20 protein-coding genes and 3 tRNA genes (1 of these 23 only partly in view) are annotated in these 18,547 nt (G+C 71.4%); 3 read left to right on the top strand and 20 right to left on the bottom strand.

Annotated features, from left to right (window positions below; genetic code table 11):
• Positions 1 to 24: 24 nt before the first annotated feature.
• The 13 genes from EDC34_RS05610 to EDC34_RS05550 form a co-directional block, all read right to left on the bottom strand.
• Positions 25 to 100 (bottom strand) — tRNA-Thr (locus tag EDC34_RS05610).
• Positions 101 to 127: 27 nt separating this feature from the next.
• A tRNA-Gly gene (locus tag EDC34_RS05605) sits at positions 128 to 201 on the bottom strand.
• Positions 202 to 255: 54 nt separating this feature from the next.
• Positions 256 to 341 (bottom strand) — tRNA-Tyr (locus EDC34_RS05600).
• Between the two features lie 128 nt (positions 342 to 469).
• Positions 470 to 979 carry a dihydrofolate reductase gene (locus EDC34_RS05595; RefSeq protein ID WP_114959861.1) on the bottom strand — a complete coding sequence of 170 codons (510 nt, stop codon included), beginning with the start codon at positions 977 to 979 and terminating at the stop codon, positions 470 to 472.
• A 22-nt stretch (positions 980 to 1,001) separates the two neighbouring features.
• Positions 1,002 to 1,796, bottom strand: a complete 795-nt coding sequence (locus EDC34_RS05590) for a thymidylate synthase (protein ID WP_114959719.1) — start codon at positions 1,794 to 1,796, stop codon at positions 1,002 to 1,004.
• Positions 1,793 to 2,689, bottom strand: coding sequence for a prolipoprotein diacylglyceryl transferase (gene lgt, locus EDC34_RS05585; protein ID WP_114959720.1), 897 nt, complete (start codon positions 2,687 to 2,689; stop codon positions 1,793 to 1,795). Before lgt ends, EDC34_RS05590 begins: the two co-directional genes overlap by 4 nt.
• Before the next feature lie 37 nt (positions 2,690 to 2,726).
• Complete coding sequence (locus tag EDC34_RS05580; RefSeq protein ID WP_114959721.1) at positions 2,727 to 3,476, bottom strand: TerC family protein; 750 nt, start codon at positions 3,474 to 3,476, stop codon at positions 2,727 to 2,729.
• Between the two features lie 34 nt (positions 3,477 to 3,510).
• Complete coding sequence (locus EDC34_RS05575; RefSeq protein WP_114959722.1) at positions 3,511 to 3,891, bottom strand: diacylglycerol kinase; 381 nt, start codon at positions 3,889 to 3,891, stop codon at positions 3,511 to 3,513.
• 120 nt (positions 3,892 to 4,011) lie between these two features.
• Positions 4,012 to 5,247, bottom strand: a complete 1,236-nt coding sequence (locus EDC34_RS05570) for an ABC transporter permease (protein ID WP_114959723.1) — start codon at positions 5,245 to 5,247, stop codon at positions 4,012 to 4,014.
• Entirely contained in the window at positions 5,244 to 5,954 is a 711-nt protein-coding gene (locus EDC34_RS05565; RefSeq protein ID WP_205388044.1) for an ABC transporter ATP-binding protein, read from the bottom strand. The genes EDC34_RS05570 and EDC34_RS05565 overlap by 4 nt, the downstream gene beginning before the upstream one ends.
• Positions 5,951 to 7,504, bottom strand: coding sequence for an efflux RND transporter periplasmic adaptor subunit (locus EDC34_RS05560; RefSeq protein WP_114959724.1), 1,554 nt, complete (start codon positions 7,502 to 7,504; stop codon positions 5,951 to 5,953). Before EDC34_RS05560 ends, EDC34_RS05565 begins: the two co-directional genes overlap by 4 nt.
• Before the next feature lie 96 nt (positions 7,505 to 7,600).
• On the bottom strand, positions 7,601 to 8,314 hold the full coding sequence (locus EDC34_RS05555; RefSeq protein ID WP_114959725.1) for a sensor histidine kinase: 714 nt from the start codon (positions 8,312 to 8,314) through the stop codon (positions 7,601 to 7,603).
• A gap of 15 nt (positions 8,315 to 8,329) precedes the next feature.
• Positions 8,330 to 9,031 (bottom strand): response regulator transcription factor, encoded by a 702-nt coding sequence (locus tag EDC34_RS05550; protein WP_114959863.1) that lies wholly within the window; start codon positions 9,029 to 9,031, stop codon positions 8,330 to 8,332.
• A 109-nt stretch (positions 9,032 to 9,140) separates the two neighbouring features.
• Between EDC34_RS05550 and EDC34_RS05545 the strand changes: the two genes are divergently transcribed.
• Positions 9,141 to 9,482: a DMT family protein gene (locus EDC34_RS05545; RefSeq protein ID WP_114959726.1), complete on the top strand. Its 342-nt coding sequence runs from the start codon at positions 9,141 to 9,143 to the stop codon at positions 9,480 to 9,482.
• A gap of 24 nt (positions 9,483 to 9,506) precedes the next feature.
• On the opposite strand, the gene EDC34_RS05540 is transcribed toward EDC34_RS05545, so the two are convergent.
• The 4 genes from EDC34_RS05540 to nudE are packed head-to-tail and all read right to left on the bottom strand — an operon-like array spanning position 9,507 to position 12,046.
• Positions 9,507 to 9,818: an Mpo1-like protein gene (locus EDC34_RS05540; RefSeq protein WP_114959727.1), complete on the bottom strand. Its 312-nt coding sequence runs from the start codon at positions 9,816 to 9,818 to the stop codon at positions 9,507 to 9,509.
• Complete coding sequence (gene mazG / locus EDC34_RS05535; protein WP_114959728.1) at positions 9,815 to 10,717, bottom strand: nucleoside triphosphate pyrophosphohydrolase; 903 nt, start codon at positions 10,715 to 10,717, stop codon at positions 9,815 to 9,817. Before mazG ends, EDC34_RS05540 begins: the two co-directional genes overlap by 4 nt.
• Positions 10,714 to 11,499 carry a 3'(2'),5'-bisphosphate nucleotidase CysQ gene (cysQ, locus tag EDC34_RS05530; protein WP_114959729.1) on the bottom strand — a complete coding sequence of 262 codons (786 nt, stop codon included), beginning with the start codon at positions 11,497 to 11,499 and terminating at the stop codon, positions 10,714 to 10,716. The genes mazG and cysQ overlap by 4 nt, the downstream gene beginning before the upstream one ends.
• Positions 11,492 to 12,046, bottom strand: a complete 555-nt coding sequence (gene nudE, locus EDC34_RS05525) for an ADP compounds hydrolase NudE (protein ID WP_114959730.1) — start codon at positions 12,044 to 12,046, stop codon at positions 11,492 to 11,494. Before nudE ends, cysQ begins: the two co-directional genes overlap by 8 nt.
• Positions 12,047 to 12,075: 29 nt before the next feature.
• Here nudE and bioA point away from each other — a divergent pair, with 29 nt between their 5' ends.
• Together bioA and EDC34_RS05515 are read left to right on the top strand one after the other, a co-directional pair.
• On the top strand, positions 12,076 to 13,479 hold the full coding sequence (gene bioA, locus EDC34_RS05520; protein WP_162797676.1) for an adenosylmethionine--8-amino-7-oxononanoate transaminase: 1,404 nt from the start codon (positions 12,076 to 12,078) through the stop codon (positions 13,477 to 13,479).
• The gene (locus tag EDC34_RS05515; RefSeq protein ID WP_114959731.1) at positions 13,470 to 14,201 is read left to right on the top strand and encodes a 16S rRNA (uracil(1498)-N(3))-methyltransferase; all 732 of its coding nucleotides are present in this window, start codon (positions 13,470 to 13,472) and stop codon (positions 14,199 to 14,201) included. The genes bioA and EDC34_RS05515 overlap by 10 nt, the downstream gene beginning before the upstream one ends.
• Before the next feature lie 31 nt (positions 14,202 to 14,232).
• On the opposite strand, the gene EDC34_RS05510 is transcribed toward EDC34_RS05515, so the two are convergent.
• The 3 genes in view from EDC34_RS05510 to EDC34_RS05500 are tightly spaced (at most 8 nt apart) and all read right to left on the bottom strand, a layout consistent with a single transcriptional unit that may run on beyond the window.
• The gene (locus tag EDC34_RS05510) at positions 14,233 to 14,709 is read right to left on the bottom strand and encodes a chemotaxis protein CheW (protein WP_114959732.1); all 477 of its coding nucleotides are present in this window, start codon (positions 14,707 to 14,709) and stop codon (positions 14,233 to 14,235) included.
• 8 nt (positions 14,710 to 14,717) lie between these two features.
• Complete coding sequence (locus tag EDC34_RS05505; protein WP_114959733.1) at positions 14,718 to 15,692, bottom strand: chemotaxis protein CheB; 975 nt, start codon at positions 15,690 to 15,692, stop codon at positions 14,718 to 14,720.
• A protein-coding gene (locus EDC34_RS05500; protein WP_132982859.1) for an Hpt domain-containing protein crosses the window boundary here: on the bottom strand, positions 15,689 to 18,547 show its 3' portion. Its footprint extends 3,078 nt past the window's final position; 2,859 of the gene's 5,937 nt are visible here — the last part of the coding sequence; its start codon lies beyond the right edge, outside the window; its stop codon occupies positions 15,689 to 15,691. Before EDC34_RS05500 ends, EDC34_RS05505 begins: the two co-directional genes overlap by 4 nt.

The raw sequence follows: 18,547 nt of genomic DNA, 5'->3' as shown, positions 1-18,547 counted from the left end.
GGAACAGGCGTGAGGTTGCGAATATGGTGCTCACGAATGGAATCGAACCATCGACCTCCTCCTTACCAAGGAGGTGCTCTACCGACTGAGCTACGTGAGCAGGTTTTGCGACAGGGCCGTGCAATGGTGGAGCGGGAGACGGGAATCGAACCCGCGCTAGTAGCTTGGAAGGCTACAGTTCTACCATTGAACTACTCCCGCACCGGGAGCCCTGCTTGTTGCATCCCCGGCTGGTAAGGCCGGGGATCTTGGAGCTGGTGGAGGGAGGTGGATTCGAACCACCGAAGGCGTAAGCCAGCAGATTTACAGTCTGCCCCCGTTGGCCGCTTGGGTATCCCTCCGTACATCCCTCGATGCGGGGCCGTGAAGCCCCTCAAAGAGCCCGTTATTGTTGCCGCCACTTGCAGCCATGTCAACACGGCGCACCGGGATTTTTTCGGGAGGCTCCGCGCGGCCCCGTCCCGGCACCTCATCCAGCCGCGGGCGATGCCCGCTCGTAGTCCACGAAGGCGAAGGCGAACGGGTGCGTGGCATCGACCGGATGCAGGCTGCGCGCGGTCTCCCGCCAGCGCCCCGGCGGCAGCGGCGGGAAGAAGGCATCCGCCCCCTCCACCTCCGTCTCGACATGGGTCAGGTGCAGGTGGGTGGCTTGCGGCAGGGCCAACGCGTACAGCTGCCCCCCGCCGATCACGCACAGCTCGTCGCCTCCCGCCGCGGCGACCAGCGCGAGCGCCTGCTGCAGTGAGGCCACCGCCTGCATCCCGGGGAACGGCACCTGGCCGCCGCGGGTCAGCACCAGGTTGCGCCGCCCCGGCAGCGCCCGCCCCAGCGACTCCGCGGTGCGCCGCCCCATCAGCACCGGCTTGCCGAGGGTCAGCGCCTTGAAGCGCCGGAGATCGTCCGGCAGATGCCAGGGCAGCGCGTTGCCGCGGCCGATGGCCGAATGGCGGTCGAGCGCGGCGATCAGGGAGACGCGCATGGCGGAACCGGCCATGGCCGGCCTACACCGCCACCGGCGCCTTGATCGCCGGCCACGGGTCGTAGCCCTCGATCACGACGTCCTCGTAGCGGAAGCCAAAGATGTCGCGCACGTCCGGGTTCAGCTTCAGCACCGGCAGCGGGCGCGGCGTGCGCGCCAGCTGCTCGCGTGCCTGCTCGAAGTGGTTGGCGTACAGGTGGGCATCGCCGAGGGTGTGCACGAAATCGCCTACCCCCAGCCCGCAAACCTGCGCCACCATGTGGGTCAGCAGCGCGTAGCTGGCGATGTTGAACGGCACCCCGAGGAAGATGTCGCCGCTGCGCTGGTACAGCTGGCAGCTCAGGCGGCCGTCCGCCACGTAGAACTGGAACAGGGTGTGGCAGGGCTGCAGTGCCATCTTCGGCAGGTCGGCCACGTTCCAGGCGGAGACGATCAGACGGCGCGAATCGGGATTGCGGCGGATCTCGTCCACCACCCAGCGGATCTGGTCGATCGCCTGCCCGTCGGCGCCCTGCCAGCTGCGCCACTGCTTGCCGTACACCGGCCCCAGCTCACCGTCCGCGTCCGCCCACTCGTCCCAGATCGAGACCTTGTTGTCCTTGAGGTAGGCGATGTTGGTGCTGCCCTGCAGGAACCACAGCAGCTCGTGGACGATCGAGCGCAGGTGCAGCTTCTTGGTGGTGACCAGCGGGAAACCCTCGCGCAGGTCGAAGCGCATCTGCCAGCCGAACACGCTGCGGGTGCCGGTGCCGGTGCGGTCGGCCTTGTCGGCGCCGTGCTCCAGCACGTGGCCCAGCAGGTCGAGGTACTGCTTCACCGCGCCGTCTCCGCACTGGCGACCGGCATCAGGGTCGGCGACGTGCGCGACTTCCACAGCCAGAACAGGCCCAGCAGCACCAGCGGCAGGCTCAGCAGCTGGCCCATGGTCAGCCAGCCGAAGGCGAGGTAGCCGAGCTGGGCATCCGGCTCGCGCACGAACTCGACCAGGAACCGGAAGCAGCCATACAGCAGCGCGAACAGGCCGGAGACCGCATAGCGCGGGCGCGGCCGGCGCGAATACCACACCAGCACGCAGAACATCACCAGCCCCTCCAGGGTGGCCTGGTACAGCTGCGAGGGATGGCGCGCGAACGTATCCAGCAGTCCGGCCTCGTACTGGGCGCGCAGGGTGGCGGCATCCATCGAGGCGAACGGCTCCGGCAGCGCGCGCGGGAAGATCACGCCCAGGCGCTCGAACACGGTGCCGTGGGTGGGCTTGCCCCACAGCTCGCCGCCGATGAAATTGCCGATACGGCCGAACCCGAGCCCGGCCGGCACCAGCGGCGCGATGAAATCGACCGTGTCGAAGAAGTGCAGGCGGTGCCGGCGCGACCACCAGGCGATCGCCGCGAGCACGCCCAGCAGGCCGCCGTGGAAGCTCATCCCGCCTTCCCAGACCCGGAACAGCAGCAGCGGATCGTGGATGAACGGGCCGAAATCGTAGAACAGCATGTAGCCGACCCGGCCGCCCACCACCACGCCGAGCATGGCGTAGAACATCAGGTCGGAGAAGCCGTTGTCGTCCACCCCCGGCAGGCGCCCGGCGCGCACCCGGCGGCGCCCCAGCCACCAGGCCACGGCGAAGCCCAGCAGGTACATCAGCCCGTACCAGTGGACTTTCAGCGGGCCGAGCGAGAGGGCGATGGGGTCGATCTGGTGCAGGTACGGCATAGGAACCATGGGCAGTAGGGCGTGGGGGACCGGCGTGCTACCACTCGCCGGCGCCAGGGATGCGGTGGGCGGCGGCGCGGCGCCGCATCAGCAGGTTCAGCCACTCCACCAGCACCGAGAAAGCCATGGCGAAGTAGATGTAGGGCTTGGGCACGTGCACCTCCAGCCCGTCGAGCACCAGCACGGCGCCGACCAGCAGGATGAAGGCCAGCGCCAGCATCTTGACCGTGGGATTGGCGTCGATGAAACGTCCCAGCGGATTGGCCGCCAGCAGCATGATCCCCACCGCCACCAGGATGGCGAACACCATGATCGGGATGTGCTCGGCGATCCCCACCGCGGTGATCACCGAATCCAGCGAGAACACGATGTCGATCACCGCGATCTGCGCGATCACCAGTGCGAACACCGCCGAGGCCTTGGTGGTACGCGGGTCCTCGTCCTCGCCGCCGGTGATGAGGTCGCGGATCTCCAGCACGCCCTTCACCAGCAGGAAGACGCCGCCCAGCACCAGCACCAGGTCGCGGATCGAGATGCCCTGGCCGAACAGCTGGAACAGGTCTTGCGACATCCGCGCCAGGAACGCCAGCGTCACCAGCAGCAGGATGCGGGTGATGCAGGCCACCGCGATGCCCAGCCGGCGCGCCAGCGGCTTGCGCTCCTCCGGCAGGCGGCTGACCGCGATCGAAATGAACACCAGGTTGTCGATGCCGAGCACGATCTCCAGCGCGCTCAGGGTCACTAGGGTCAGCCACGCATCGGGCGAGGCCAGGAAACTCAGGTCCATCCGCCCACCTCCACCACCGGCCGCGACGTACGCATCACAGCCAGCGGGGCAGCAGCAGGGCGCCCCAGACCAGCAGCACGTTCATCATCAGCACGAACACCGCAGCCGAGCCCATGTCCTTGGCGCGCCCGGCCAGCTCGTGGCGCTCGGGCCCGAAGCGCTCGATCACCGCCTCCATCGAGGAGTTCATCAGCTCCATCGCCAGTACCAGCAGGCAGCTGCCGACCAGCAGCACGCGCTCCACCGGGGTCTGGCCCAGCCACCAGCCCAGCGGGCCCAGCAGCAGGAACAGGCAGACCTCGAGCCGGAACGAGGATTCGTGCAGCCAGGCCGCACGCAGCCCCAGCAGCGACCAGCGCGCGGCGCGCATCACGCCGGCGGGTCCACGCGGGAAATGCCCGTACAGGTCAGCCATGCGTGCAGGTCCGGAAGCGGGAAGCGCGGCGGGTAGCGGGCATCGAACGGAACGCCAGGTGGAACGGGCCGTCATTCTGCCACAAGCCCCCGGCCCGCCCGGGCGGGCGGCCGGCACCCGCTACTGCGAGCGCAGCGCCTCGATCGGGTCCAGCAGCGAGGCCTTGCGCGCCGGGTAGTAGCCGAAGAACAGCCCGGTGGCGATCGAGAACGCAGCCGCCAGCGCCACCACCTGGGCGTTCAGCGCCACCGGCAGCTCGCTGAACTTGCCCGCCAGCAGCGCGCCGACGATGCCGATCGCGATCCCGATCACGCCACCGATCAGCGAAATCAGCATCGCCTCGGCCAGGAACTGCGCGCGGATGTCGCGCGGGCCCGCGCCCACCGCCAGCCGCAGGCCGATCTCGCGGATCCGCTCGGTGACCGAGACCAGCATGATGTTCATGATGCCGATGCCGCCGATCACCAGGCAGATGCCGGCCACCGCGCCCAGCAGCTTCGACATGAGGTTGGTGGTCTGGGTGCGGGTGGCCACGATCTGGCTGATGTTGCGCACCACGAAGTCGTCGTCCGCGCCCGGCTGGATCTTGTGCCGCTGGCGCAGCAGGGCCTCGATCTCGGACTGCGCCACGTCGAGGTTGCGGGCGTCGTCCACCCCCACCGAGATCTGCTGGACCGCGCCCGGCGGCATCCCCTGCGAGGTGGACAGGCGGCGGCGCGCGGTCTCCAGCGGCACCACCACGATGTCGTCCTGGTCCTGGCCGAAGCCGCCCTGGCCCTTGGGCTTGAGCACGCCGACCACGGTGAACGGCACCCGCCCGAGGCGGATGGTCTGGCCGATTCCCTCCTGGTCGCCGAACAGTTCGCGGCGCACGGTCTCGCCCAGGATCACCGGCTTGCTGGAGCCGCCGTAGTCGGCGGGCTGGAAGCCGTCGCCACTGGCGATCTCCCAGCCATTGATCGGGAACCAGTCGGCCTGCACGCCCTGCCACTGGGTGGAGGCATTGTTCTCGGCGAACACCACCTGGGTGCCGCCGCGCAGCGAGCCGGCCACGTACTGGACTTCCGGCACCTCGTTGCGGATCGCCTCCACGTCGCCTTCGGTCAGGCTCCAGCGGCTGCCCTGCGCCAGCCGCGCGCCGCCCGGGCCCATGCCGCCGGCGCCGGAGATGTCCAACCGCTGCGAGCCGAGGCCCGAGACCAGCTTGTCGATCTCGGCCTGGGTGCCCTGCCCGATCGAGACCATCACGATCACCGCGGCGATGCCGATGATCACGCCAAGCGAGGTCAGCGCGCTGCGCAGCCAGTTGCCGCGCAGGGCAAATACCGCGGTGCGCAGGATTTCCAGCGGGCTCATGCGCGGCTCCCGGCACGACGCGCGCCGAGCACGCCGTCGTGGATTTCGTAGATGGCGTCGGCGTGCTCGGCCACGTGCGCATCGTGGGTGATCAGCACCACGGTATGCCCGTCCGAGCGCAGGCGCTTGAACAGCGCCAGGATCTCCTCGCCGGTCTTGCTGTCCAGCGCGCCAGTCGGCTCGTCCGCCAGCAGCAGCGGCGGCGCGTTGATCAGCGCGCGCGCGATCGCCACCCGCTGCTGCTGGCCGCCGGACAACTCGGTCGGCTTGTGCCCGGCGCGGCTGCCCAAGCCCACCGCTTCCAGCATCGCCAGCGCGCGCTCGCGGCGCTCGTGGCGTGACATCCGCACATAACCCAGCGGCATCATCACGTTCTCCAGCGCGGTCATCCGCGGCAGCAGGTTGAACTGCTGGAACACGAAGCCGATCTTGTGCAGGCGCACCTGCGCCAGCTCCTCGGCATCGAGGGTGGAGACGTCCTCGCCATCGCACAGGTAGGTGCCCGAGGTCGGCGTGTCCAGGCAGCCCAGCAGGTTCATCATCGTGGTCTTGCCGGAGCCGGACGGCCCCATGATCGCCACGAACTCGCCGCGGCGCACGGTCAGGTCCGCCCCGTGCAGCGCCACCACCTCGGCCTCGGTGCCGGCCAGGTACACCTTGCTGAGCTGGCGGGTCTCGATGACCGGCGCAAGCGGGTTTGCGATCACGGCGCCCCCGCGGCGCGCTCGCCGCTGATGATCTGGTCGCCCTCGCGGATGTCGCCCATCACCTCGGTGGCGCTGCCGTCGCTGGCGCCCAGGCGGATGTTCACCAGCTCCGGCTTGCCGCCCTTGGCCAACCGGTACACGCTGACCCGCTTGGCGTTGAGCTGGGCATCCACCGCCGCGTCCCATTTCGCACGCTGGTCTTCGCTCAGGGAGGCACGGAAAGCCGCGAACTGTTGATTGATGCGCTCGCGCATGCGCGCACGGATCTGCGCCTGCATGCTGGCGTCGGGCCCACCGCCACCGCCGCCCATGCGCATGCCGCCACCGCCGAACAGGCGATTGCCGCCCTGCTGCGGCGACTGCGCCGCCTGCTGCCGGAACTGCGCCGCGCGCTCGGCCTGGCGCTTCTGCATCTGCGCCAGGGTCTCGTCGAACGCCGCCTGCTGCTGCGCATTCAGGCCCAGCCCGGCCGCGGCCGCGCGCAGGCCGTCGGCCATCCCGTTGCCGCCAGCGCCCGGCCCGCCCTGGCCCGGCGCCTGCGGCTGCAGCGCCGCCAGCGGCGAGCCATCGCTGGGCTTGAAGCGCAGCGCGGCGTTCGCCAACTTCAGCACACCGGTGCGCTTGCTGACCTCGATCTCGGCGTTCACCGTCAGCCCCGGCAGCAGGGTGCCGTCGCTGTTGTCCACCGTGACCACCACCGGGTAGGTGACGACGTTGTTGTTGGTGGTGGCCGCCAGCCGCACCTGCTCCACGGTGCCGCGGAAGCGGCGGTCGGGGAAGGCATCGGCGGTGAAGCTGACCGCCTGCCCCACCTTGACCTGGCCGATGTCGGATTCGTCCACCGCCAGCTCGATCTTCATTTTCGACAGGTCTTCGGCGATGGTAAACAACTCCGGCGCCTGCAGGCTGGCGGCGACGGTCTGGCCCGGTTCGATCTTGCGGGTCAGCACCACGCCGTCCACCGGCGAGCGGATCACCGTGCGCTCCAGGTTGACCCGGGTGGTCTGGGTGGAGGCGGTCTGCTGGCGGATCGCGGCCTGCGCCGAATTGACCTGCGCCTGCGCCTGCTCCATCGCGGCGCGCGCCTGGTCCACGTCGCTCTGGGCCACCAGCTGCTGGCGGCCGAGGTCGGACTTGCGCTGGTAGTCCAGCGTCGCGTTGCGCAGCGTCGCCTGTGCCTGCGCCAGCTGCGCGCGCGCGCTGGCGATCTGGGCCTCGCCCTGGCGGATCTGCGCCTCGTAGGTGGAGGGGTCGATCACCGCCAGCACCTGGCCCTTCTTCACCGGCGAGTTGTAATCGGCCAGCACCTGGGTCACCTGGCCGGAGATCTGGCTGCCGACGGTGACGGTGGTGATCGCGCTCAGGGTACCGGTGGACGAGATCGCCACCCGGATGTCACCGCGCTGCACGGTTTCGGTGCGGTAGCCGCCCTCGGCCGTCTGTCCGCGCTTGTGCCAGAAGTGCCAGCCCACGGCCAGGGCGGCGATGACGACGATGGCGATGCCGGCTTTGCGCAAGGGGGAACGGCGGGGACGACGGGGCTGGCTCATGCGGAGTCTGCGAAGTCTGTGGACAGGCGGAAACGCGCGGGCGCGCGCAGGGTTGACAGGCATTCTCGCCCGCCCGCATGACACCCGACCGTGCCATCAGTCCTGCACGGCGCGCCCGAACAGCAGGCTGGCGCAGGTGCCCTGCCCGGGCGTGCTGTCCAGCCGCAGCGTCCAGCCGCAGCGCTGGGCCAGCCGGTGCGCCACCGACAGCCCCAGCCCGCCGCCGCCGGGCGGCGTGCCCAGGCCGCGGTAAAACGGCTCGAAGGCGCGCGCCAGGGTGGCCGCATCCATCCCGATCCCGGTGTCCTCGATCTCGACCCGGTCCGGCAGCACCCGCACCCGCACCTGCCCGGCATCGGTGTAGCGCGCGGCATTGGCCAGCAGATTGCCCAGCACCACCGCCAGCGCCCGCGGTGGCGCATGCAGCAGCGGATCGGCCTGCTGTTCGAGGGCCAGCGCCAGGCGTTTGCGCTGCAGCTGCGGACGCACCTGTTCCAGCACCTGGTCCAGCAACTCGCCCACGTGGAAGTCCTCGGCTTCCAGCGGCACCTCCTGCCCGCGCGCCAGCAGCAGCAGGGCATCGATGGTGGCCTCCATCCCCGCCACCGCCTCGCGGATGCGCGCCAGCGAGCGCCGCGAGGCCTCCGACAGGCCGTCGTCGTGCGCGATCAGGTCGCTGGCCATGCGGATCACGGTCAGCGGCGTGCGCAGCTCGTGGCTGGCGTCGCGGGTGAAATCCTGCTCACGCGCGAGGCGCTCGGCGGGCGTCGGCGCGTGTGCGGGGTCAGGGCTGGGCGAGGAACTGGGCATGCGCGGCGGGCGGCATCAGGCCGCCAGATCGGCGATGCGGTAGCCCGCGCTCTGCACCGTGTGCAGCAGCGGGCGGTCGAACGGCTTGTCGATCACCTTGCGCAGGTTGTACAGGTGGCTGCGCAGGGTGTCGGAATCCGGCAGGTCGTCGCCCCAGATCTCGCGCTCGATCTCCTGGCGGCTGACCACCCGCGGCGATTCCCGCATCAGGATCGCCAGCAGGCGCAGCGCGATCGGCGACAGCGCCAGCTCCTGGCCGGCGCGGGTCGCGCGCAGCACGGCCGGGTCGAGCACCAGGTCGGCGACCTGCAGCACGCCGCCGCCGACCTGGCGGCGGTCGCGCCGGATCAGGGCATGCAGGCGCGCTTCCAGCTCGCGGATCGCGAACGGCTTGGTGAGGTAGTCGTCGGCCCCGGACGAGAGCCCGCCGAGCTTGTCGTCGAGGGTGTCGCGCGCGGTCAGCATCAGGATCGGGGTGGCCTTGCGCGCCTCGTTGCGCAGGCGGCGGCAGACCTCCACCCCGTCCAGACGCGGCAGCATGAGATCCAGCACGATCGCGTCGTACGGGTTCTCGGCCGCCAGCCGATAGCCGTCAAGCCCGTCCATCGCGTAGTCCACCTCGAACCCGCGGCCTTCCAAGTACTCGCCCACCATCTCGGAGATGTTGCGATTGTCCTCGACGATCAGCACCAGCCCCGCCTGTCCGTTTTCACGCATTACCGTGACCTCATGCACCATGCCGGCAACATGCCCGGCGGCCGGTGGATGCTGCGTGAAGGGCTATCCTGCGCACCCCGGCCCCGCCCCCTGCCCGTCCCGACCGCCAATGCCCTACGCCCGCCTGCTCACCCCGCTGCTGCTGGTGTTTTCCAACCTCTTCATGACCTACGCCTGGTACGGGCACCTGAAGGACCGCACCACCGCGCTGCCCAAGGTCATCCTGATGAGCTGGGGCATCGCGTTCTTCGAATACCTGCTGATGGTCCCCGCCAACCGCATCGGCAGCGCGGTGTACAGCGCGCCGCAGCTGAAGGGCATCCAGGAAGTCATCACCCTGTTGGTGTTCGCCGGCTTCTCCACCTGGTACCTGGGCCAGCCGCTGAAGTGGAACCACTGGGCCGGCTTCGCGCTGGTGGTGTGCGCGGCCTGGCTGATCTTCATGGAGTGAGCGAAGCCGCGCACCGCTCGCGGATCAGAACGGGATCCTGCCGACCAGGATGTCCTTGAACATCACCCAGTCGCCAGCAAACGAATACAGCGGGTGGCGGAAAGTGGCCGGACGGTTTTTCTCGAAGAAGAAATGCCCGACCCAGGCGAAGGCGTAGCCGCAGACCAGCGCCGCCAGCAGCCACCACGGATTGGACTGCCGGAGCGCCAGCAGCACGAAGCCGATGGCCAGGCTGCTGCCGACGAAGTGCAGGCGCCGGCAAGTGCGGTTGCGGTGCTCGCCCAGGTAGAACGGGTAGAACTCGCGGAAGCTGGAGAAACGCGGGGCATCGCTCATGGCGTCGTATCCTCCCGGGCGGCTTTCTCGGCGGCCTTGGCCAGGTCCCAGTAGCGATCCTGCGCCGCCAGCGGCTGGCCGGCAAGCCCGCCATCGGCCGCGGCCAGCGCCTCCATCGCGCGGAAGCGGCGCTCGAACTTGGCGTTCGCCCGGCGCAGCGCCGCGCCCACGTCCACCCGGGCATGCCGCGCCAGGTTGGCGCAGACGAACAGCAGATCGCCGATCTCGTCCTCCAGGCGGTCGCGCGCGGCGGCATCGGCCGGATCCTCGGCCACTGCGGCCAGCTCCGCGCGCACCTCCTCGATCTCCTCGTGCAGCTTGGCGATCACCGGCTCCGGGCCGGGCCAGTCGAAGCCGACCTTGGCCGCCTTCTGCTGCAGCTTCACCGCGCGCAGCCACTCCGGCAGGCCGCGCGAGATGCCGGCCAATGCGGAGGTATCGGCCTCGCCCCTGGCCGCGCGCTCGGCGCGCTTGATCGCCTCCCAGTCGCGCAGCACTTCGTCGCTATCGCCCGCGCGGCTTTCGCCGGCCGCTCCCGGCCTCCTGCCTCCCGCGGCATTGGCACGTCCCTGTGCGGCAAACACGTGCGGGTGCCGGCGCACCAGCTTGTCGCAGATCGCCGCCACCACGTCCGCGAAGGCGAACGCGCCGGCCTCCTCGGCCATGCGCGCGTGGAACACCACCTGCAGAAGCAGGTCGCCCAGCTCGTCCCTGAGGTCGGCCAGGTCGCCGCGGTCGATCGCATCGGCGACCTCGTAGGCCTCCTCGATGGTGTAGGGCGCGATGCTGGCGAAGGTCTGCTCGCGGTCCCACGGGCAGCCGCCATCAGGGTCGCGCAGGCGCGCCATGATCGCCAGCAGGGTGCGGATGTCACGCGGGTCGGCGGGCGCGTCGGTCATGCGGGCAGGCGGGCAGGCAGGGCGGGATCGCCGACGACGATGAAGTCGCCATTGAGCAGGGTGTCGCGCTGGTTGTAGCGCAGGACGCGGCCGCGCGTGTCCAGCACCGCGCCGCCGGCGGCCTCGACGATGGCCTGCCCGGCCGCGGTGTCCCATTCGCTGGTCGGGCCGAAGCGCGGGTAGAGGTCGATCGCGCCCTCCGCGATCTTGCAGAACTTCAGCGCCGAGCCGCAGCCGACCACCTCGCTGCCGGGCAGCGCGTCCAGCAGCGCCTGCGTGCGCGCGTCGCGGTGCGAGCGGCTGGCGGCGATCCGCAGCGGGGAAACGGCCGGCTGGCGCGCGCGGATCGGCTGCGCATCGGCACCCGCGCGGCGGAACGCGCCCTGCCCCGGCGCGCCGTACCAGAGCACGCCGGTCACCGGCTGCTGGATCAGCCCGAACACCGCCACGCCGTCCTCGATGAGGGCGATGTTGATGCAGAACTCGCCGTTGCGCTTGACGAACTCGCGGGTGCCATCCAGCGGATCGACCAGCCACAGCCGGCGCCAGCCGCGGCGCTCGGCGATGTCGATGGCGGCCGATTCTTCCGACAGCACCGGAATGCCCGGCGTGAGCGCCTGCAATCCCTCGACGATGCAGCGGTGCGCGGCCAGATCAGCAGCTGTCAGTGGCGAGCGGTCGTCCTTGTGCTGCACCGCGAACTCACCCTCGTACACCGCCAGGATCGCAGCAGCGGCGCGCTGGGCGATTGCGGCCACGCCTTCGCGCAGGGCCTCATCCATGCGCCTGCTGCTCCAGCCACTCGCGCACCACGAACAGGGCCGCGATGCTGCGCCCTTCCGAAAAATCCTCGCGCAGGATCAGCTGGCCGAGGTCGGCCAGCTTCCACGGCACCACTTCCAGCTCCTCCGGCTCGTCGCCGGGCAGACGCTGCGGATACAGGTCGCGCGCCAGCACCAGATGGGTCTGGTGGCTCATGTAGGTCGGCGCCAGGGTCAACCGGCGCAGCACGCGCAGGTCGCGCGCGCCGTAGCCGGCCTCCTCCATCAGCTCGCGGTTGGCCGCCTGCTCCGGGGTCTCGCCGGCGTCGATCCGGCCCTTCACCAGCCCCAGCTCATAGCGGTGCACGCCGGCCGCGTATTCACGCACCAGCAGCACGGTCTGCGCGTCCAGCAGCGGCACCACCGCCACCGCGCCATGCCCGCGGCTGTGCAGGCGCTCGTACAGGCGGCGCTCGCCGTTGGCGAACTCCAGGTCCAGCCGCTCCATCCGGTACGGGCCGGCGTCGTGCTGGGTGATGCCGTGGATCACGGGCAGGCGCTGGCTCATGCGCACCTCCCGGCGGCGATAATGGCGGGATGAAGGACGTTCACGATTCCATGATAGCCGCGGCCGATGACTGGCGCGCGCGCGACCTGGCCGTGCTGTGGCACCCCTGCACCCAGATGCGCGAGCACCCGCACGCGCTGCCGCTGTTTCCGGTGGAACGCGGCGAGGGCGCGTGGCTGGTGGGCATGGACGGCCGCCGGGTGCTGGACGGGGTCAGCAGCTGGTGGACCAACCTGCACGGGCACGCCGAGCCGCGCATCGCCGCGGCCATCGCGCGCCAGGCGCGCACGCTCGAGCAGGTGATCCTGGCCGGCTTCACCCACGCGCCCGCGGTGGAACTGGCCGAGCGCCTGCTTGCCCTGGCCCCGCGCCAGCCAGGGCGCGCGCCACTGGCGAAGGTGTTCTATGCCGACAACGGCTCGGCCGGGGTCGAGGTGGCGCTGAAGATGGCGTTCCACTGGTTCCACAACCGCGGCATCCCGGGGCGCACCAAGTTCATCGCGCTCACCGGCAGCTACCACGGCGAGACCCTGGGCGCGCTGGCGGTGGGCGACATCCCGCTGTACCGGCGGGTGTACGCGCCGCTGCTGGCGGAGGCCCTGTTCGCGCCCTCGCCGGATGCCTTCGGCAGCGCGGACGACGCCGACGCCCAGCGCAAGGCCGAGGCCGCCGCCGATGCCCTGGCCGCGCTGCTGGACGCGCATCCCGGCGAGGTCTGCGCGCTGATCGTCGAGCCGCTGCTGCAATGCGCCGGCGGCATGCGCATGCACCACCCGGCCTACCTGCGCCGCGCGCGCGCGCTGTGCGATGCGCACGGGGTGCTGCTGATCGCCGACGAGATCGCCACCGGCTTCGGCCGCACCGGCACCCTGTTCGCCTGCGAGCAGGCCGGCATCCAGCCGGACCTGCTGTGCCTGTCCAAGGGCCTGACCGGCGGCTTTTTGCCGCTGTGCGCGGTGCTCGCCACCCAGGCGATCTACGACGGCTTCCTCGACGACTCGCGCGAGCGCGCGTTCCTGCATTCGCACAGCTACAGCGGCAACCCGCTGGCCTGCGCCGCGGCGCTGGCCTCGCTGGACATCCTCGAGCAGGACGGCGTGCTCGAACGCAACCGCGCCACCGCCGCGCGCATGGGCGCGCTGGCGGCGCAGTTCAGATCGCATCCGCAGGTGGCCGAGGTGCGCCAGACCGGGATGGTGGTTGCGATCGAGCTGCACCCGGAGGCCGGCAATACCGAGGACGGCCATGCGGTGGAGATCACCGGCCGCCGCGGCCTGCGCATGTACCGCGCCGCGCTGGATGCCGGCGCGCTGCTGCGCCCGCTGGGCGACGTGCTGTACTGGATGCCGCCCTATTGCGTGGGCGAGGCCGAGCTGCAGGTGCTGGCGCGTGCCACCGCCGCCGCGCTGGAGGAGGCCGCCCGGTGCGCCTGACCCGCTGTTATGTCGACGGCCCGCTGGCACCCGGCGCCGAGGTCCTGCTGCCCGAGGAGGTCGCCAACCACCTGCTGCGGGTGTTGCGCCTTTCGCCCGGCGATGCCTGCGTGCTGTTCAATGGCGATGGCCACGACTACGCGGCGCGCCTGCTCGCCGCCGACAAGCGGCAGGCGCGGGCGCAGGTGCTCACCGCGCGCGCGGTCGCGACCGAATCGCCGCTGCGGATCACCCTGCTGCAGGGCATCGCCCGCGGCGAGAAGATGGACTTCATCCTGCAGAAGGCCACCGAGCTGGGCGTGGCGCGGGTGCTGCCGGTGGAGAGCGAGCGCAGCGAGGTGAAGCTGGCGGGTGCACGCGCGGACAAGCGCCTGGCGCACTGGCGGCAGGTGGTGATCGCCGCCTGCGAGCAGAGCGGGCGCGCGCGCGTGCCGGAGGTGCTGCCGCCGCAGCTGCTGACCAGCGCCGCGGCGCTGCGGGAAGGCCAGGGCTTCCTGCTCGATCCGCAAGCGGACATGACGCTGGCGGCCTTGCGCGACACCGGCCTGCTGGCGTGCACGCTGGCGATCGGCCCGGAAGGCGGCTGGTCACCACGCGACCGCCAGGTTCTAGCGGCGGCCGGCTTTACTGGCCTGCGCCTGGGGCCGCGGGTGCTGCGCACCGAGACCGCGGGACTGGCGGCGATCGCGGCGCTGCAGGCGCTGGCCGGCGATCTCGGCTGAACCCTCGGCCGAAACGGCGTAGGCGGCGCGCTCAGGCCGCGGCGGCCAGCGCCTCGCGCAGGGTGTCCTCGAGCGCCTCGAGATCCGGCACCATCGCCTCGTCCTCGTTCAGGCGCACCCGCGCCAGCACGCCCGGGGGCAGCGCCTCGCCGTCCGCATCCAGGGTCGCCAGCGCCGCCTCGGTCACCGTGACCAGGCGCGGGAAGCCCTGCGTCAGCAGTGCGAAATAGGGGCGCCGGGCATCGCCGCCGAGCGCCTTCAACACGATCACCTTGCTGCCCAGGCCGCCCTGCTCCTCGGCCAGCCCCGCGAACCGCGAAAACGACAGCAGCGGCAGCTGCCAGCCGCGCCAGCGGATGCGGCCCAGCAGCCAGGCCGGCGCGTTCTCCACCGGCTCCGGAGTGGCGAACGACAGCACCTCGGCGATGGTGGCGTTCGGCAGCAGCAGGCGCGCCTGCGCGACCTGGATCAGGACGCCGCGGATGATCGGTGCGAATTCGGAAGACATGGGCTACCTCAGGCGGGCCAACGGTGCAGCAGTTCGCGGGACATCTCGGCCAGGCTGCGCGACTCGCCGCCGCGCGTCACCAGCATGCGGCTGGTGGCCGGATCGAAGCAATTCTCGGGGGCCTGGCCGTACGCCAGCCCGCCGGCCAGGCGCAGCGACAGCGCGGCGTCCACCCCCGACGGATCGGCGCCGCTGAGCAGCAGGAGGGCGCTGTCGGCCGGCGGCAGCCCGGCAAAGCGCGGCTCGCCCTCGCAGGCGGCGAAGATCGCCCCGGCCGGCGCGCGCACCACGTCCAGCCCGTCCGGCATGACGTGCACGCAGCCCGCCTGCAGCGGCGCGCCGGGCTGGGCCAGCACCACCTGCATCAGGGTGGCGCGCTGCATTTGCCGCACCAGCTTGTCGTACTGCCCGCCATCGAGCTTCTGGCGCAGCAGCACCGGCCGCGGGAACCCCGCCGGCAGGCTGGCCAGCAGCTGGCGCACCGCATCCGGGCCACCGATCCCGGCGGCGATCGCCACCGCCCCGATCGGTGCAGCCGGCGCGCGCGACGGCGCCTGCGGCACCTCCGGCAACGCCGCCACCTGCAGCGCGAGCGCCTGCATCTCTTCGGCGAATCCGATCCGCGCGCTGTGCTCGGGCGGTGCAGGCAGCACGTCGTCATGGCCGTCCAGCTTGGCCGCCAGATGCCGGGCCCAGCGCGCGGCCTCCCAGCCATCGCGCTTGGCGGCGACTTCGGCCTCGTCGAACACCACGTCCAATGCCGGGTCGGCCAGCAGCGGATCGAACCGGTCCAGAACGCTCTCGGTGGCCGCGTCCAGCACCACCACCAGCGCCTGCGGCGCCTGCGCGCGTACCGCCGCCTCGTCGGCCTCGGCAGGGTCGAGCGTAGCGGCCAGCGCGGCACCCGCCGCGCGCACCGCCTGCTCGGTACGCTCGCGCGCGGCGCCCGGGCGCGCCAGCACCACCACGCGGCGCCCGCTCATTGCGCCAGCCCGTCACCCACGTACTCGAGCTTGAGCAGCTCGAACACGTTACGCATCAGCTCCGGCTCCTGATAGGGCTTGCCCAGGTAGCGCTCGACGCCGATCTCCATCGCGCGCTGGCGATGCTTCTCGCCGGTGCGCGAGGTGATCATCACGATCGGCACGTCGCGCAGGCGCACGTCGGCCTTCATCGCGGTGGCCAGCTCGTAGCCGTCCATGCGCGGCATTTCGATGTCGAGCAGCATCAGGTCGGGCACCAACTCGGCCATGCGCTCGAGTGCATCGAGGCCGTCCTTGGCGGTGGCGACCTCGAAGCCGTGGCGCTCCAGCACGCGGCCGGTGACCTTGCGCATCGTCACCGAGTCGTCCACCACCATCACCAGCGGGACGCGGCGGGTTTCGACCGGCGCCGCCGCTGCGTGCCGCAATGCACCGGAGGCAGCCAGGGTCGCCTGGCGGCGCACCAGCGGGGCCACGTCGAGGATGACCACGACGCGACCGTCGCCCATGATGGTCGCGCCGAAGATGCCCGGGATCGAAGCCAGCTGCGGCCCGCCGGTCTTGACCACGATTTCGCGGCTGCCCAGCACCTGGTCGACGGCGACCGCCGCGCGCAGCTCGCCGGAGCCGACCAGCAGCAGCGGCATCTGCAGATGCCCTTCGGCCTTGGCAGGCGCGGTTCCGACCAGGACGCCGAGGTCATGCAGGGCGTAGTCCTCGCCACCGTAGCGGTAGACCGCCCCCGCCTGCGCCAGCTCTTCGCGCGCGATGCGGCCGACGCCGCGCACGGCTGCGATCGGCACCGCGTACTCGGTCTCACCGATCTTGACGAACACCGCCTGGGTCACCGCCAGGGTCTGCGGCAGGCGCAGGGTGAAGGTGGTGCCCGCGCCGGGGCGCGAGGCGATGTCGATCGAACCACCGAGCTGGCGCACCTCGCTGGCCACCACGTCCATCCCGACCCCGCGGCCGGCGAGCCGGCTGACGGTCTCGGCGGTGGAGAAACCCGGCTGCATGATCAGCTGGTACAGCTCGGCATCGGTGAGCTCGGCATCGGCGCTGATCAGGCCGCGTTCGATGCCGCGCGCGCGGATCGCGGCGCGGTTGAGGCCGGCACCGTCGTCGCTGACCTGCAGCACCACTTCCGCACCCTCGCGGCGTACCGCGATCCGGATGCTGCCTTCCTCCGGCTTGCCGGCGGCTTGACGTGCCTGCGGGGTTTCCAGCCCGTGCGCGATGGCGTTGCGCAGCATGTGCTCCAGCGGCGCGGTCATGCGCTCCAGCACGTTGCGGTCGAGTTCGCCCTGCGCGCCTTCGACCCGCAGCTGGGCCTGCTTGCCGGTTTCGGCGGCGGCCTGCCGGATCACCCGGCGCAGGCGCGGCACCAGCGAATCGAACGGCAGCATGCGCGTGCGCATGAGGCCTTCCTGCAGCTCCGAGCTCACCCGCGACTGCTGGGTCAGCAGGGTCTCGTACTGGCGGGTGAGCTCTTCCATCGAGCCGTGCAGGCTCTGCAGGTCGGCCGCGGACTCGGCCAGCGCGCGAGAGAGCTGTTGCAGGGTGCTGAAGCGGTCGAGTTCCAGCGGGTCGAACGCCTCGCGCCCGCTGTCGCTCTCGCGCTGGAAGCGCGCGATGATCTGCGCCTCGGTCTCGGCATCCAGGCGGCGCAGCTGGTCGCGCAGGCGCAGGTTGGTCTGCTCCATTTCCGCCGCGGTGCTGCGGAAGGCCGACAGCTGCTGCTCCAGCCGCGCGCGGTAGATCGCGACTTCGCCGGCGTAGTTGACGAGGCGGTCGAGCAGGTCGGCGCGGATGCGGACCTGCTCCTGCGGCGCGCGCACGCCGATCTCGTCGTCCTCGAACGCGCCCTCCGGCCGGATCGGCGCCGACAGCGGCGTGAGCACCGGCTTGGGCGCCGGGGCCTCGGGACGGGCGGGGGCCGCCTCGGGAACCTCCGCTGCCGGTGCAGCCGGCGCCGGCGCGCGGTTCTCGGCGCGGGCGTTGAGCTCGCCGATCAGGCCGTCCGGCATGCCGATGGCGCGCCGTGCGGCGATCCGGGTGATCATGGTGTGCAGGCGATCGAAGCCGCGCTCCAGCAGCGCCACGCCGGCATCGCCCAGCTCCACGCGCTGTGCCGCCACCGCTTCCAGCAGGGTCTCCATGGCGTGGCCGAGCTCGCCCGCCGCCATCACGCCGGCCATGCGCGCGCCGCCCTTGAGGGTGTGCAGGTCGCGCTGCAGGCCGACAATCAGCTCGTTGTCGTCCGGCGTCTCGCGCAGCTGCGCCAGCAGGCCGTCGGAGTGGTCGAGCAGGTCGCCGGCCTCCTCCACGAAGATGTCCACCAGCTCGAGATCGAGCTCGCGGGTGTCGAGGGCTTCGTCCGGATCCTCGGCCGCGGCCGCGGTGGACTGCAGCGCGGCCAGTGCGGCCAGCTCGCGCGCCCTGGCGGCAGCAGCCGCCTCTGCGGCACGCCGCTCGGCCTCGCGGCGCTCGGCTTCGGCGCGGGCCGCAGCGATGCGCTCGGCCTCCAGGCGCTCGGCTTCGGCGCGGGCCGCCGCGATGCGTTCCATCTCCAGCCGCTCGGCTTCGCGACGCGCCGCCTCTTCCGCCGCGGCTTGCTCGGCCGCAAGCCGCTCGGCTTCGGCGCGGGCGGCTTCCTCCGCGGCCAGCCGCTCGGCCTCCGCCTGCTCGGCTGCCAGACGTTCTGCCTCCAGCAGCGCGGCTTCGGCGGCCGCCTGCTCAGCGGCAAGCCGCTCGGCTTCCTGACGCGCCGCCTCTTCCGCGGCCTGACGCTCGGCCTCCTCGCGCGCGGCCTGCTCGGCCGCGAGCCGCTCGGCCTCCTGACGCGCCGCCTCTTC

Source organism: Thermomonas haemolytica, assembly GCF_004346265.1.
Taxonomy (GTDB): Bacteria; Pseudomonadota; Gammaproteobacteria; order Xanthomonadales; family Xanthomonadaceae; genus Thermomonas; species Thermomonas haemolytica.
This window is presented reverse-complemented; position numbering and strand designations above follow the sequence as displayed.

Coding starts and splice junctions, on each gene's coding strand:
- EDC34_RS05595 (WP_114959861.1), bottom strand. CDS start 979: ATGCGCGTCTCCCTGATCGCCGCGCTCGACCGCCATTCGGCCATCGGC.
- lgt (WP_114959720.1), bottom strand. CDS start 2,689: ATGCCGTACCTGCACCAGATCGACCCCATCGCCCTCTCGCTCGGCCCG.
- EDC34_RS05580 (WP_114959721.1), bottom strand. CDS start 3,476: ATGGACCTGAGTTTCCTGGCCTCGCCCGATGCGTGGCTGACCCTAGTG.
- EDC34_RS05575 (WP_114959722.1), bottom strand. CDS start 3,891: ATGGCTGACCTGTACGGGCATTTCCCGCGTGGACCCGCCGGCGTGATG.
- EDC34_RS05570 (WP_114959723.1), bottom strand. CDS start 5,247: ATGAGCCCGCTGGAAATCCTGCGCACCGCGGTATTTGCCCTGCGCGGC.
- EDC34_RS05560 (WP_114959724.1), bottom strand. CDS start 7,504: ATGAGCCAGCCCCGTCGTCCCCGCCGTTCCCCCTTGCGCAAAGCCGGC.
- EDC34_RS05555 (WP_114959725.1), bottom strand. CDS start 8,314: ATGCCCAGTTCCTCGCCCAGCCCTGACCCCGCACACGCGCCGACGCCC.
- EDC34_RS05550 (WP_114959863.1), bottom strand. CDS start 9,031: ATGCGTGAAAACGGACAGGCGGGGCTGGTGCTGATCGTCGAGGACAAT.
- EDC34_RS05545 (WP_114959726.1), top strand. CDS start 9,141: ATGCCCTACGCCCGCCTGCTCACCCCGCTGCTGCTGGTGTTTTCCAAC.
- EDC34_RS05540 (WP_114959727.1), bottom strand. CDS start 9,818: ATGAGCGATGCCCCGCGTTTCTCCAGCTTCCGCGAGTTCTACCCGTTC.
- mazG (WP_114959728.1), bottom strand. CDS start 10,717: ATGACCGACGCGCCCGCCGACCCGCGTGACATCCGCACCCTGCTGGCG.
- cysQ (WP_114959729.1), bottom strand. CDS start 11,499: ATGGATGAGGCCCTGCGCGAAGGCGTGGCCGCAATCGCCCAGCGCGCC.
- nudE (WP_114959730.1), bottom strand. CDS start 12,046: ATGAGCCAGCGCCTGCCCGTGATCCACGGCATCACCCAGCACGACGCC.
- bioA (WP_162797676.1), top strand. CDS start 12,076: ATGAAGGACGTTCACGATTCCATGATAGCCGCGGCCGATGACTGGCGC.
- EDC34_RS05510 (WP_114959732.1), bottom strand. CDS start 14,709: ATGTCTTCCGAATTCGCACCGATCATCCGCGGCGTCCTGATCCAGGTC.
- EDC34_RS05505 (WP_114959733.1), bottom strand. CDS start 15,692: ATGAGCGGGCGCCGCGTGGTGGTGCTGGCGCGCCCGGGCGCCGCGCGC.